Annotated in this window: 12 protein-coding genes; all 12 read right to left on the bottom strand. The window is 75.6% G+C overall.

Features of this window, described 5'->3' with window-relative positions; genetic code table 11:
- Position 1: 1 nt before the first annotated feature.
- Entirely contained in the window at positions 2 to 958 is a 957-nt protein-coding gene (locus tag MicB006_RS13635) for a Gfo/Idh/MocA family protein (RefSeq protein WP_116506512.1), read from the bottom strand.
- Positions 942 to 1,787 carry an inositol monophosphatase family protein gene (locus MicB006_RS13630; RefSeq protein WP_116506510.1) on the bottom strand — a complete coding sequence of 282 codons (846 nt, stop codon included), beginning with the start codon at positions 1,785 to 1,787 and terminating at the stop codon, positions 942 to 944. Before MicB006_RS13630 ends, MicB006_RS13635 begins: the two co-directional genes overlap by 17 nt.
- Positions 1,784 to 2,317, bottom strand: a complete 534-nt coding sequence (locus MicB006_RS13625) for a flavin reductase family protein (RefSeq protein WP_116506508.1) — start codon at positions 2,315 to 2,317, stop codon at positions 1,784 to 1,786. The genes MicB006_RS13630 and MicB006_RS13625 overlap by 4 nt, the downstream gene beginning before the upstream one ends.
- Entirely contained in the window at positions 2,314 to 3,795 is a 1,482-nt protein-coding gene (locus MicB006_RS13620; RefSeq protein ID WP_116506506.1) for an amino acid adenylation domain-containing protein, read from the bottom strand. The genes MicB006_RS13625 and MicB006_RS13620 overlap by 4 nt, the downstream gene beginning before the upstream one ends.
- Before the next feature lie 66 nt (positions 3,796 to 3,861).
- Complete coding sequence (locus MicB006_RS13615) at positions 3,862 to 4,974, bottom strand: acyl-CoA dehydrogenase family protein (RefSeq protein ID WP_225980738.1); 1,113 nt, start codon at positions 4,972 to 4,974, stop codon at positions 3,862 to 3,864.
- Entirely contained in the window at positions 4,967 to 6,127 is a 1,161-nt protein-coding gene (locus tag MicB006_RS13610) for an acyl-CoA dehydrogenase family protein (RefSeq protein WP_116506502.1), read from the bottom strand. The genes MicB006_RS13615 and MicB006_RS13610 overlap by 8 nt, the downstream gene beginning before the upstream one ends.
- On the bottom strand, positions 6,124 to 6,378 hold the full coding sequence (locus MicB006_RS13605) for a phosphopantetheine-binding protein (protein WP_116506500.1): 255 nt from the start codon (positions 6,376 to 6,378) through the stop codon (positions 6,124 to 6,126). Before MicB006_RS13605 ends, MicB006_RS13610 begins: the two co-directional genes overlap by 4 nt.
- A gap of 4 nt (positions 6,379 to 6,382) precedes the next feature.
- Positions 6,383 to 7,630 carry an alanine racemase gene (locus tag MicB006_RS13600; RefSeq protein ID WP_116506498.1) on the bottom strand — a complete coding sequence of 416 codons (1,248 nt, stop codon included), beginning with the start codon at positions 7,628 to 7,630 and terminating at the stop codon, positions 6,383 to 6,385.
- The gene (locus tag MicB006_RS13595; protein ID WP_116506496.1) at positions 7,623 to 9,122 is read right to left on the bottom strand and encodes a class I adenylate-forming enzyme family protein; all 1,500 of its coding nucleotides are present in this window, start codon (positions 9,120 to 9,122) and stop codon (positions 7,623 to 7,625) included. The genes MicB006_RS13600 and MicB006_RS13595 overlap by 8 nt, the downstream gene beginning before the upstream one ends.
- Positions 9,119 to 10,363, bottom strand: coding sequence for an acyl carrier protein (locus tag MicB006_RS13590; RefSeq protein ID WP_116506494.1), 1,245 nt, complete (start codon positions 10,361 to 10,363; stop codon positions 9,119 to 9,121). Before MicB006_RS13590 ends, MicB006_RS13595 begins: the two co-directional genes overlap by 4 nt.
- A gap of 77 nt (positions 10,364 to 10,440) precedes the next feature.
- Positions 10,441 to 11,661, bottom strand: a complete 1,221-nt coding sequence (locus MicB006_RS13585; RefSeq protein WP_116506492.1) for an inositol-3-phosphate synthase — start codon at positions 11,659 to 11,661, stop codon at positions 10,441 to 10,443.
- Between the two features lie 39 nt (positions 11,662 to 11,700).
- Entirely contained in the window at positions 11,701 to 12,975 is a 1,275-nt protein-coding gene (locus MicB006_RS13580; RefSeq protein WP_184686403.1) for a DegT/DnrJ/EryC1/StrS family aminotransferase, read from the bottom strand.
- Positions 12,976 to 13,003: the final 28 nt, after the last annotated feature.

Raw genomic sequence — 13,003 nt, 5'->3', positions numbered from 1 at the left:
GTCACCGAACGGTGTGTAATTCGTGACCCCGGGTGAGTTGCGCGGTCGCCCGGTGCGCCGCGTCGAGCACCGCCACCGCGTCCGCCACCCCGGCGCCCGCCGACCGGCCCGCGCGGACCAGCTCGGCGAAGTCCTCCGCCTGGCGCGCCAGGGCCGCGTACATGGTGGCGTCCCCGTCGGCCGGGTCGAGGAAGGTCAGCCGCTCGTGGTCCCGGGTGCCGAACACCTCCACCGTCGCCATGTCGCCGCCCCGGTGGTGCCGGCCGAGCGAGACCAGCGCGGTACCGCCGCCGGACAGGCCGAGCAACGCCTGCGCGCTGTCCACGTCCCGGCCGCGTACCGCCGGGTCGGTGACCGGACCGGCCGGCTGCGCGGCGACCCGGTCGATGTCCTGCCCGGTCAGCCACCGGATCTGGTCGAACTCGTGCACGCCCATGTCCACGAAGATCCCGCCGCTGCCGGTGCGGAACGCCGCCGCCGGCGGCTCGCCGTCCCACTGCGACGCGGCCACGAACAGGACCTCGCCGAGCGCGCCGACGGCGATCCGTTCGCGCAGCCGGCGCAGCTGCGGGACGAACCGCCGCCAGTAGGCGACCTGGAACGGGATCCCGGCGGCGGCGGCCACCCGCCCCGCCTCCGCCGCCTCGGCCGGGTCGAGCCCGGCCGGCTTCTCGCACAGCACCGGCAGCCCGGCCTCGGCGGCGGCCGCGACCAGCTCGCCGTGCCGGCCGGTGGGCGCGGTCACCAGGAGACCGTCCGGCACGGCGTCCGCGAGCAGGTCCGCCACGCTCGGGTACGCGGGCAGCCCGGCCGCGGCGGCCTCCGCCCGTGCCGCCGGAACCGGGTCGACGACGTGCCGGATCCGGACCGTCCGGTGGTCGGCCAGGGCCCGCAGGTGGTGGCGGCCCATCCGGCCCGCTCCCACAAGTGCCAGCCGGAACTCATCGCTGCCTGTCATCGTCGGTTCCCTTCTTCTCGTCGGCGCCGTTCGTACGGTCGGGGCTCAGCCAGCCGGCCAGCGCGTCCACGACGGCCGGCGCGCCGGTGGCCAGGACCGCCAGCCCGTCGTGGCGCCACCGCCGGCTCACCCCGCCGGCGGCCTCGACCAGCGCGGTGCCGGCCGCGACGTCCCACGGCGCGGGGTCGAAGCTGACGAACGCGTCCAGTTCCCCCCGGGCCACCGCCGCCAGGTCGCAGACCGTGGAGCCGGAGTTGCGCAGGTCGGCGACGAGCGGCGCGACGCCGACGAGCGACTGGTACGCCCGCCGCCGCGACCCGGGCGCGTTCGGCACCGCGAACGCCACCAGGGCGTGCCCCGGCGCGGCCTCCCGGTCGACGGTGACCGGGACGTCGCCGTCGAGCGCGCCGTCGCCGTCGAGCACCAGGCAGGCGCCGGTGGCCGGTTGCAGGATGGTGGCGGCGACCACCTGGCCGTCGCCGTCGTCGCAGCCGGTCGCCACCGCGATGCTCACCGCGTAGCGGCTCGCCCCGTGGCTGAAGTTCAGCGTGCCGTCGAGCGGGTCGACGATCCAGCGCAGGCCGGAGCAGCCGGCGCTGAGTCCGGACTCCTCGGCCAGGACGGCGTCCTGCGGCCGGTCGCGGGCGAGCAGGTCGAGGATGGCCCGTTCGCTGGCGTGGTCGGCGGTGGTCACCGGGTCCTGTGCCGCCCCGCCCTTGTGCATGGTCCGGAAGCCCTGGCTCCGCGCCTCGCGGATCGCGTCCGCCCCGGCCCGCGCGGCGCGCAGGCTCAGGTAGCGCAGGTCGCCGGGAGCGGCGCCGATGCTCATCGCGCCACCTGCGCTTCCGCCGGTGCGGCGACCCGCGCGTAGTGGCCGTCCACGAACAGCAGCGGCGGGGTCGGCCGGAGCAGGCCGGCGGAGCGGACCGCGCCGATCAGCACGGCGTGGTCACCGGCCGGGTCGGCGGAGACGGCCTCGCAGCCGAAGTACGCCACCCCGTCGGTCAGGCGCGGGCAGCCGGTCGCCCGCTCCGCGTCGTAGGTGACGCCGGTGAAGCCGTCGGCGCCGCTGGGCCGTCCCCGGCTGGCGAACCAGGCCGCCTCCGCGCGCTGGTCGTCGGCGAGCACTGTCACCGCGAAGCGCCCGGTACGCCGGACCGCGCCGAGCAGCCGGCAGTCCCGCCGCAGGCAGACCAGCAGCATCCGGGGCGACAGCGACACGGTGGTGAAGGAGTTCACAGTCATGCCCACCGGGCCGTCGGGTCCGACGGCCGTCGCCACCGCCACTCCGGTGGCGAACCGCCCGGCCACCGAACGGAACGCCCCTTCCTCCTCGTGTCCGTTTCCTGTCCCGGTCATCGTCGTTCTCCTCTCGTCGCGCTGCCGACCAGGTCGGCGGTCCGGCGTCGGTCGGTCTTGCCGTTGGCGTTCGTGGGAAGCGCGGCCACGTGGTGGATCCGGGCCGGCACCATGTAGCCGGGCAGCCGGTCCGCGCACCGGCGGGTCAACTCGGCGGTGATCCCGGCGGCGCCGGTGTAGACGGCTCGCAGGGCGACGTCGTCGCCCGCGCCGAACGCCAGCACCACCGCGTCCTGCACCCCCGGGTGGCCGCGCAGGACCATTTCGATCTCGCCGAGTTCGATCCGGTAGCCGCGCAGCTTCACCTGGTCGTCCAGGCGGCCGTGGTGCACGAGCGTGCCGTGCTCGCGGCGGACCCGGTCCCCGGTGCGGTAGTACCGGCGACCGGCGTGCGTGACGAACCGGTCCTCGTCGTCGGCCGGGTCGAGGTAGCCGTCGAACCGCTGCGGCCCGTGCACGCACAGCTCGCCGTCGTCACCGCCGACGGTGCCGTCCTCGGCGCGCAGGATCGCGTCGAGCCCGGGGTGCGCGTCACCGATCGGCACGGTGCCGTTCGAGGTGGCCGGCCAGGCCGCCGGATCCGCCGGCAGCCGGTGACCGGTGCAGGTCACGGTCAGCTCGGTGGGCCCGTAGAGGTTCTCCACCCCGCTGCCCGGCGCCGCCGCCGCCCACGCCCGCGCCTGCTCCAGCGTCAGCGCCTCGCCGGCGAAGAGGCTGTGCCGCAGGCCCGGCATGGCGCCGGGGGAGAGCATCCGCATCCGGCGGGCCAGCGAGACCACCGAGGGCACCGAGAACCAGTGCGTGATCCGTCGTTCGTTGACGAACCGCACCGGCGTCAGCACCTCGTCGGGCTGCGGCACCACGAGCGTGGCGCCGCCGCCCCAGGCGACGAACATGTCGAAGACGGACGGGTCGAAGGTCAGGTCGAAGGTCTGCGACAGCCGGTCGCCCGGGCCGACGGGGTAGCGGTCCCGGCAGTACGTGAGGAACGCGTCGACGTTGCGGTGCCGGATCGGCACGCCCTTGGGCCGCCCGGTCGAGCCGGAGGTGAACAGCAGGTACGCCACGTCGTCCGGCGCCACCGGGGCGGTCGGCGGCGGGACGCCCGGCGCGCCGTCGAGGCGTACCGTCACGGCGCCGCCCGCGACCTGCGCCGCCGTCGCGGCGCCGGCGTCGTCGACCACCAGCGCGTCCACCCCCGCGTCCCGGCACAGCCGGGCGGTGCGGGCCGGCGGGAAGGCCGGGTTGAGCGGCACCACCACCGCTCCGGCGCGCAGCGCGGCCAGATAGCCGGCGTACGCGGGCAGGCTGCGGGCGGCCAGCAGGCCGACCGCGCGGGGGCGTCGGCCCACCTCGGCGTGGATCCGGCCGGCGAGGTCGCGCAGCCGGCGGTAGGTCACCGACTCCCCGCCGACCTCCAGCGCGACCGCCTCCGGCACCCGTGCCACGGTTCGCTCGAACCACTGGTAGAGACTCACGACGTTGCTCCCTTCGCTGTGCTGTCGTCGATCGGCGTCCCGCCGCCACCGGGCGCGGGACGCCCGTCAGGTCACCGCGCCGGCCAGCTCGTCGGCGTGGTCGGCGATGCCGGCGAGCATCGCTCCGGTTGCTCCACCGGCGATGCCGAACATGGCCGCCTCGGTGCGCAGCTGAGCCTCCCCGCCGTCGCGGAACGCGTCCGCGCCGCGCAGGCGCACCGCCTCGGCGGCGACCCGGTCCACGGTCTCGGCGGCGCTGACCTTCAGCAGCATCCCGGCGACCGCGGACGGGACGGCCGCCGGCGCGTCCAGCAGCGGCGCGCACAGCGCGTCGAGCTGGTGCACGGCGACCAGGCACCGGGCGTACCGCTCGCGGACCGCCGGGCGGTCCCACAGCGTGCCCGCCCCGGCCGGCCGCCGCCGCAGCCAGTCGCGCAGGCCCGTCAGCATCCGGTGGCACATCGCCCGGGCCCACAGCGCCCCGGCGACCCGTTCGACGCCGACCTGCCGGGCGAACCCGGCCAGCGCCCGGCCGGGGCGGCCCAGCACGGCGTCCGGGCCCAGCGCCACGCCGGCGAAGCGCAGGTGGCCCACGCCGGACCCGGCGAACGCCCGGCCGGCGGATCCGACTGTCACGCCGGGCGCGTCGGCCGGCACCAGCACCCAGCAGAAGCTGGTGAAGTGCCGCGCCTCGCGGTGCCGGGCCAGCACCAGCGCCGCGTCACAGCTCGTCGCGTTGGTGATCCAGTCCTTGCCCCCGTCCAGGACCGCGCCGTCGTCGCCCAGCTTCACCCGGGTCGCGGCGTCGAGCAGGTCCGATCCCGACCCGGCGGCGTCGGTGACGGCCAGCGCCACCACCGTCTCGCCGCGCAGCATCCCGCGCCGCGCGCGCTCCGCCGGCCCGGTCGCGCCGGCCAGCAGCGGCAGCACCGTGGCGACCTGGACGCAGACCGACAGCGTCACGCCGAGCGGGCACCGGGCGTCCAGTTCGGTGAGCAGGGCCGACAGCCGCCGGGGGTCGGGCTGGACGCCGTCGCCGTAGAGCGCCTCGACGATCCCGGCGGCGCCCAGCGCGCGCCACACCGCACCCGGGTCGGTGGGGTCCACTCCGGACAGGGCGGCGCCCACCGGGACGGCGTGGTCCCCGGCCGTCGTCGGTGTCGCCCTCGGCTCAGGCAAGACGCACCCCCGGGTCGCGCAGTGACAGCGCCCCGTTCGCCAGGCGCAGCCGGTCGTTCGCGTAGTTCAGCGAGGCCGAGCGCAGATCCCGGAACGTGCGCTCCAGCGCCAGCGGCGAGTCGGTCAGGTAGCCGTGGCGCAGGCCCGCCAGCTCGACCAGTTCGTGCGCGGCGGCGAAGGACTCCTCGGCCGCGCGGATCTTCAGCGTGTTGAGCAGCATCTGCACCGGCGCCGCCGACATGTCCGGCGCGTCGGTGACCACCGAGACGGTGTGCCGCAGCAGCGCGTGCGCCGCGTCCAGCCGGGCCCGGATCCCGGCCAGCCGCAGCAGCACCAGCTCGGAGGAGGGGGCGAACTGCCGCCGTCCCGCCTCGCTGCGGGCGTGCCGCAGCACCCGGGCGTACGCGCCGGCCGCCGCCCCGATCCAGGCCGCCGCCCAGCCGACGTGCGCCAGCGGCGCGAAGACAGTGGTGGCGATCTCCCGGAACCCGCCGTGTTCGCCGATCACCTGCCACTGCGGCACCGCGCCGCGCAGCCGCATCGGAACGCTGTGCGTGGCCCGCATGCCCAGCGGACGCCACCCGCCGGTCACCTCGACCTCCACCTGGTCCCGGTCGGCGTAGACCAGGTCCACCTGAGCCGCCGAGTCAGCACCCGGGGCGCGGGTGGTGATCAGGAAGGCGTCCGCGTACGGGCCGCCGGTGACGATCGGGGCCTGCCGGTCGACGCGCAGCATCTCGCCGTCGTGCTCCAGCGCCGACTCGGCGGTCAGCAGGTGACCGCCCTTGCCGGCCTCGGTGGTGACCGAGCCGAGATACCGCTCGCCCCGGGCCACCGACGGCAGCACCTCGGCGCGCAGCTTCTCCCCGCCGTACGCGGTGATCGCGGCGACCTGCTGGCAGTGCATGGCGAAGACCATCGCCACCGACATGTCCACCCGGCCCAGCGCCAGCGTGACGTCGACCAGGTCCGGCAGCGTCCCGCCGGCGCCGCCCTCGGCGGCCGGGACCAGCAGCCCCAGCAGCCCGCTGTGACGCATGGCGGCCAGCGCCTCGGTGGGGAAGGCCGCGGTCTCGTCGGCCTCCCGGGCGTGCTCGGCGGCGACGCCGGCGACGGTCTCGACGGCCGGGGCGTACCCGGCGACGGCCGTCATCGGGAACCACCGCCGACCGGCGTGCGCAGCTCCTCGACCACGCCCCACAGCCCGCCGGCGGTGGCGAACGTGGAGTCGACCAGCTTGTCGTCGGGCACGGCGACCCCGAACGTCTCCTCGATGGCGAAGAGCAGCTCGATCTCGCGCATGGAGTCCAGGCCGAGGTCGCGCAGCCGGGCGTCCTCGGTGATCTCGTCCGGGCCGGCGAACTTGAGGAACGGCCGGAGCAGCTCGGTGAATTCGGTGTTCATGACGTCACCTTTCTTCTCGTGGTTCGTCAGTGGCTCCCGGCGCGTCGACCGGGTGCCGTGTCAGGGTGAGCCGGGACGTCTCGACGACGTGGTCGCCGTCGCAGACGACCTCGACCGGCGCCGGGTGGCCGAGGAAGGCCAGCAGGCTCGCCGAGAGCCCGTACGCCCCGACGTTCGGCACGGCGAGCACGTCGCCCGGCCGTACGTCGGGCAGGCTCGCGGCGCGGGCCCAGGTGTCCAGCGGGGTGCACAGCGGTCCGGCGACGATCGCGGCCTCGAGCGGCGCGCCGTCGCGGTCGTCAGCGGCGTGCAGGGTGGGCACGAGCGGCGGCAGCCGGCGCAGGCCGGACATCCCGCCGAGGTGGTTGATGCCGGACTCCAGCACCACCACCGGCGTGCCCTGCGACCGCTTGACGTCCAGCACCCGGGTCAGCAGCGTGCCGGCGGTGGCGGTGAGGAACCGTCCCGACTCGAAGGCCACTTCCGGCGCGCCGTCGCGCCAGCCGGGGAAGAGCCCGTCCAGGGCCGGGCCGACCCGGTCGGCGAGGCCGGTCAGGTCCGCGTTGTGGCCGGGCCGGGCGAACGGCGCGCCGAAGCCGCCGCCGAGGTCGAGCAGGGTCAGGTCGATGTCGAGCAGGTCCCGCAGCCGCCGGGCGGTACGCGCCGCGGTGGTGAACTGGGCTACCAGCGCGTCCACCGAGTCGACGTTGCTGCCGGTGTAGAGGTGGAACCCGCGGACCGGGGCCGACGGGCGGGAGCGGAACCGCTGCGGTTCCTGCTCGATCCAGTCGACGTCGGCGCCGAACTGGGACGCGACGCCGGTCATGGTGAGCCCCTGACCCGGGTTGGGCACCCGGTCGTTGACCCGCAGCAGGCACCGCAGTTCGACGCCGTGCGCGACGGCGATCCGGTCGGCCTGGTCCAGGCCCTCGGGCGAGTCGACGGAGAACCAGCGGACACCGGCGCGCACCGCCTCGGCCACCTCGGCGTCGCGCTTGCCGGGTCCGGTGTAGAGCATGCGGTCACCCGGCACGCCCGCCCGCAGCGCCGCGGCCAGCTCACCCGGGGAGCAGATCTCCGCGTCGCAGCCGGCGGTGTGCAGCGCCGCCACCAGTGCCGGGTGCGGGTTGGCCTTGAGCGAGTAGAACAGCCGGCTCGGCGTGGGCAGCGCGGCGACCAGGGTTGCGTGGTTGACGCGTACCCGGGCCAGGTCGTAGCGGTAGGCCGGGGTGTCGAAGGGCAGGTCAGCCATTGTGCTCACCCGCCAGCCGGGCCAGCGCCCGCCGGTCCACCTTGCCGTTGCCGGTGAGCGGCAGGTCGGGCAGCACGACGCAGCGCGCCGGCACCTTCATCTCCTCCAGCTGTTCCCGCAGCCGGCCCAGCACGTCGGCGGGGGTGAGCGCGGCCACCACGAACAGCGTCGCGCCGTCGTGGCCGTCGGCCGGCGGCAGCACCCCGGCCGCGGCCACGCCGTCGACCCGGTACGCGGCGGCCTCCACCTCGGTGGCGCTGACCCGGGTGCCCTTCTCCTTGTAGACGTCGTCGCGCCGGCCGGCGAAGTGGACGTACCCGTCGTCGTCCACGTGGCCGTGATCGCCGGTGTGCAGCTGCGGGAAGAGCCCGTGTGCGCGCCGGAACCGCTGTGCGGTCAGCTCCGGCCGCCGCCAGTAGCCGGCCATCACGTGCGGGCCGCGTACCACCAGCTCGCCGGGGACGCCCGGTGGTTGACGCCGCCCCTCGGCGTCCACTGTGAAGATCTCGGTGCCGGGCAGCGCCCGCCCGCAGGCGCCGGGCCGGCGCAGGTCGGCGTCCGGCGGCATGATCGCCGCGCGTTTGCACTCGGTGAGACCGAACATGAGTTGGACGGCCAGGCCGGGCAGCAGCCGGCGCAGGCCGGCCAGCACCTCCGGCGGCATGGCGGCGCCGGTGTTCGTGAGCAGGCGCAGCGGCGGGCGCGGCGCGCCCGCCCGGCCGAGCAGCCGCAGCAGGTTTATCGCCAGCGACGGCACGCAGGGCAGCACCGTGGCGCCGGACTCGACCAGGCTCACCAGCAGGCGGCCACCGGTCTCCGCGCTGTCGCCCAGGCGCAGCCGGGCGCCGGCGACGGTGCTCAGGAAGATCTGGTAGAGGCCGTAGTCGAACGAGGGCGGCAGCAGGACGTGCACCACGTCGTCGGGCCGGTAGCGCAGCTCCGACTGGATCGCCCGGACCGCGAACGTGACCTGGGCGTGCGTGGAGACGACGGCCTTCGGCATGCCGGTGCTGCCGGAGGTGTAGATCAGGCAGACCGGGTCGACGGCCAGCGGGCCCGGCCCGGCCGGCGCGTCGCCGCCGGCCACGGCGGATGCCGCGCGCCGCAGCGCGGCGGCGTCGCACACCGCGACGCCACGGGCGTGGCACAGGTCGGTGAGAACCCGGTCGTCGGTGAGGACCAGGACCGGTTCCGCGTCGTCCAGCACGTGGGCGAGGGCGACCTCGGGGGCCGGCGTCCGGAGGACGACGAAGACCGCGCCGGTACGGGCGACCGCGTACAGCAGCGCCGGCAGTGTCGCGTCGGCGGGCAGCGCCACCAGCACCCGGTCGCCGCGCCGGACGCCCTGCCCGCGCAGCCAGCCAGCCAGGCGCAGGCTGTCGGCCCGCACCTGGCGGTACGTGCGCCCGACGGTCCCGTCCCCGACGGCGGGCGCGTCGGGGCGCGCGCCGGCGGTGCGGTCCAGCAGGTCGTGCAGGAGTTCGGTACTCATCGGGCACCTCCGGTGGCGGCGCCGAACATGGCGCACAGGGAGCCGACGTCGCGCAGGTCGGCCGCGGAGAGCGCGGTGGCCGGAACCTCGACGCCGAGCCGCCGCTCGACCCGGTCGATGACGTCGACCAGCCGGAACGAGTCGAAGCCGGGAAGCTCCCGGAGCACGTCGGTGGTGCGCAGCGTCGAGCCGTCCAGGTCCAGGGTGTCGCCCAGCGCGCCGAGCACCGCCGCGCGTACGCCGTCCCCGCCTGCCGGGTCCGGCGCGGGCGGCACGGCGTCGTGGCCGGGCGTGGCGGCCGGTTCGGCGATCGACTCCAGCGCGGCGAGGTGGTCGGAGATCAGCGCGCCGAGCGCGTCCACCAGCTCCGGCGCGGCCGGCCGGCCCGCCTGGGCCCGCCGCAGCGCCACGTAGCTGCGCGTGGCGAGCTGCTGCCAGCGGGCTGCCTGCCCGGCCAGCGCGGCGACGGCCTCGGGCCGGACCGCGGCCAGCCAGCGTTCGTGCAGGTCGCGTGCGCGCGCCAGCAGCCAGACGTCGAGCACGAAGCGGTGCAGCCCGGCCACTGTGTCCAGGGCGGCGCCGGTGCGGTCCAGGTAGCGGGCGATTTCCGGGCGAGCCCGCCGGGCCCGGGCGGCGTTGCCGGCGAGCATGGCGGGTACGTCGATCGCCGGCGCCGGGTGTGCCGTCACCGCCAGCGTGTGCGCGCCTGCGGCCAGCGCCGCGTCGAACGCGGCGGTGGGCAGTCGCCACACGCCGGGACGCGCGGGGCCCCAGGCGGTGTCGTTGTGGTAGGCGTCGACCACTGAGACCTGATCCGGCCCGGCGTCGGTGACGAGGAAGCTGTGCCGCATGTGCTCGTGCCCGTGGTAGGGACACCACGGCAGGTCGTACGCGTCGGCGGTGACGTAGAGCGGCTGGCCCGGGGCGCACAGCCGGCGGACCTGCGGGCCGTCGAGCTGCATCCACCGGCCCTCGACCCGCAGGCCCAGCAGGTCTACCGCTTCGGCGGCCCGGTCGTCCGAGGTCGCCTCGACGGAGATCAGAGCGTCCTGATCCCGGGTGCGGAACCCGTACCGGGCGCCGAGGGCGAGGTGGCTGCCGGACCCGTTGGCGTAGTCGGCGAGCAGGGCGAAGCTCGTCTGGAGACAGTCCAGCGCGGTCGCGTGCAGACCGGTCAGGATCGGCGTCCACACCGGATCCGTGCTCGGCCGGTCCGGCGCGTTCGGGACGTGTGGGGACATGGGAGGCTCCTCGATGCGGATACGTGGGGCGGGGCCGCCGGCGCGGGAGTTGCCGCGCCGGCGGCCGGTGAAGAAGGTCAGCTGTCGCCGCGGCCGTCCAGCCCGTTGGCCCAGGCGGCGAGCGCGTGCGCCTGCTCGGCCAGCGCGTGCTCGTCGGTGCCGATCGGGTCCTTGAAGAAGAACCCCAGCTCCTCGATCGGGCCGACGTGTCCGGCGCGGTGCGCCGCGGCGGTCAGCCGGGCCAGGTCGAGCACGAGCGGGGCGGCCAGCGTGGAGTCCACCCCGCTCCAGGTGAGCTGCATGGACATCCGGACGCCGAGGAAGCCCTCGAACGACACGTGGTCCCAGGCGGTCTTGTGGTCGCCGAGGTCCGGCACGTTGTCGATGTGCAGCGGGGCGGTGACGTCCTCACCGAGCAGCGCGGGCAGCACACCCGACTTCGAGCTGAGCTTGCTGCGGGCGTTGCGCGGGTCCTCCAGCGTCGCGCCGTCACCGCCGCCGAGCAGGTTCACCCCGGCCCAGGAGAGCACATGCAGGGCGCGGCTGGTGAACATCGGCGCCAGGGCGGTGCGCAGCAGCGTCTCCCCGGTCTTGCCGTCGGAGCCGGCGAACGGCACCCGCTCCCGCTGCGCCAGCATCTCCAGCGCGGGCAGCCGCGCCCCGGTGGACGGGGTGAAGTCGACGAAGCCGCAGCCGGCCCGGAACGCCGCGTACGCGACCACCGAGCTGGCCGGCAGCGCCTTGTCGTCCGGGTCGGCCAGGGCGCGGGTCAGCGCGTCCAGGTCGTCGTGCTCGGGCCGGTGGTCGGCCGGCGGCTCGGTCGAGGACACGTTGATGACGACGACCCGGGACAGCCCGTTGCGGGCGCGGAACTCCTCGATGTCGCCGGCCAGCCGCTCGACCACCTCGGCCAGCGGACCGGTCTCGGTACGCGCGTCGTAGCCGGTGCGCAGGTTCTGCTCGACCTCGGGCAGGCTGCCCCGTACGGCGGCCAGCACCGGCGCCGGGATGACGCCGGAGTCGACGAGCGACTCGGCCTTCTTCTCCAGCGGCGTGTCGACGATGTCGTGGCCGCCGACCACCAGGTCGGTCCAGCTCGCCAGCGGCGCGTCGCGCAGCATGCCGGTGTCGGTGACGCAGCCGGTCGAGTCGGCCATGCCGGCGCGCAGCGCCAGCAGACCGGTGATCGCCGTGGTGGCGACCGAACCGCGGGCGCCGTTGAGCCACACGCCGACGGGTGCGTCCGTGTCGGGGGACGGGGTCGAGGCGTGCGAGGTCTCGTGATGGGTGACGGTCACGGGAAGTTCCCTTCTCTGGTGCGCCGGCGATGGCGCGGATCAGCGGGCGAGCACCTTGGCGACGGCGGCGGCGACGTCGTGCATGTCCTGCTCGGTGCCGAGGAAGGTGCTGTGGTGCGTCTGGACGGTGTGTGCGGCGAGCCATTCGGTGTTCGGGTACGTCCGGTCCCGGTGGATCGCCGCGAAGCGTTCGGCCAGCGGCGCGAGCAGCGGCTTGGTCCACGGCTGCAGCAGCCGGCTGCGGTGCAGCGGCTCGTCGGTGCAGTAGAACCGCCGGCCCAGCTCTGCGGTGAGCGCGGCGGCCACCGCGGCGTTGTCCAGGCCGGCCGGCAGCTCGTCGAAGACGATCGTGCCCTCGTAGATCGAGATGCGGGTCTGCTCCGGCGCGGGTTGCAGCAGCCGTACGCCGTCGACGCCGTCGAGCAGGTCGGCGAGCAGCCGGTAGTTGTGGTTGCGCACGTCGTGCTGGTCGTCCAGGACGGCCAGTTGCGCGCAGGCCACGGCGGCGGAGAACTCGTCCAGGCAGAAGTTGGCCCCCTGCACGCCGGCGCTCTCCTCCAGGTCCAGTTCGCCCGGGGGCGTCCGGTCGCCGCGGTAGCGGCGCGAATCGGCCCGCAGCTCCTCGAGCACCGGCGCGAGCGTGTCGTCGTCGGTGACGACGGCCCCGCCCTCACCGCAGGTGAGGACCTTGCCGTGCTGGAAGCTGAAGCAGCCGAGCCGGCCGAGTGAGCCGGCCTGGCGGCCCTGCCAGGTGGCGCCGTGGGCCTGCGCGCAGTCCTCCACGACGGAGATGCCGCGCGGCCGGGTGACCGCGTCGAGCGCCGGCACGTCGGCCATGTTGGAGGCCCAGTGCACGGCGACCACGGCCCGCGGGTCCACGGACAGGTCGAGGTCGTCCGGCCCGACGCAGCCGGTGTCGCGGTCGACGTCGACGAGCACCGGAACCAGGCCGGCGCGCAGCGCGGCGGTGGCGGAGGCGGTCCAGGTCAGCGCCGGTACGAGCACTGTGTCGCCGTAGCCGAGGCCGAGTGATTCCAGGGCCACCACCAGGGCGCTGGACCCGTGGTCGACGGGTACGCAGTGACGGGTGCCGACGTAGCGGGCGAAGTCGGCGGCGAAGCGGCGCTCGAACAGGACGCCGTCGCCGACGGACGGGCTGCTGATCGCCCACCGGCCGCCGGTCAGCACCGCGGTCAGGTTGGCGGCGGCGTCCGGCGCGGGGGTCGGCCAGCGTGGCCATGGGCGGTCCGGCGGGCGGACCGGCCGGCCGCCGTCCACGGCGAGCCGCCGGTCGATGGGGATGGAGGTCGTCATGCCTTCGACCTTGATGCTCATCGATACA

Source organism: Micromonospora sp. B006, assembly GCF_003408515.1.
Taxonomy (GTDB): Bacteria; Actinomycetota; Actinomycetes; order Mycobacteriales; family Micromonosporaceae; genus Micromonospora; species Micromonospora echinospora_A.
Note: the sequence above shows the minus strand (reverse complement) of the source record. Positions and strands in the feature narration are given on the sequence as shown.

Excerpts from the sequence above, each read along its gene's own strand:
- MicB006_RS13635 (WP_116506512.1), bottom strand. The coding sequence starts at position 958 with ATGACAGGCAGCGATGAGTTCCGGCTGGCACTTGTGGGAGCGGGCCGG.
- MicB006_RS13630 (WP_116506510.1), bottom strand. The coding sequence starts at position 1,787 with ATGAGCATCGGCGCCGCTCCCGGCGACCTGCGCTACCTGAGCCTGCGC.
- MicB006_RS13600 (WP_116506498.1), bottom strand. The coding sequence starts at position 7,630 with ATGGCTGACCTGCCCTTCGACACCCCGGCCTACCGCTACGACCTGGCC.
- MicB006_RS13580 (WP_184686403.1), bottom strand. The coding sequence starts at position 12,975 with ATGACGACCTCCATCCCCATCGACCGGCGGCTCGCCGTGGACGGCGGC.
- MicB006_RS13590 (WP_116506494.1), bottom strand. The coding sequence starts at position 10,363 with ATGTCCCCACACGTCCCGAACGCGCCGGACCGGCCGAGCACGGATCCG.
- MicB006_RS13595 (WP_116506496.1), bottom strand. The coding sequence starts at position 9,122 with ATGAGTACCGAACTCCTGCACGACCTGCTGGACCGCACCGCCGGCGCG.
- MicB006_RS13605 (WP_116506500.1), bottom strand. The coding sequence starts at position 6,378 with ATGAACACCGAATTCACCGAGCTGCTCCGGCCGTTCCTCAAGTTCGCC.
- MicB006_RS13625 (WP_116506508.1), bottom strand. The coding sequence starts at position 2,317 with ATGACCGGGACAGGAAACGGACACGAGGAGGAAGGGGCGTTCCGTTCG.
- MicB006_RS13610 (WP_116506502.1), bottom strand. The coding sequence starts at position 6,127 with ATGACGGCCGTCGCCGGGTACGCCCCGGCCGTCGAGACCGTCGCCGGC.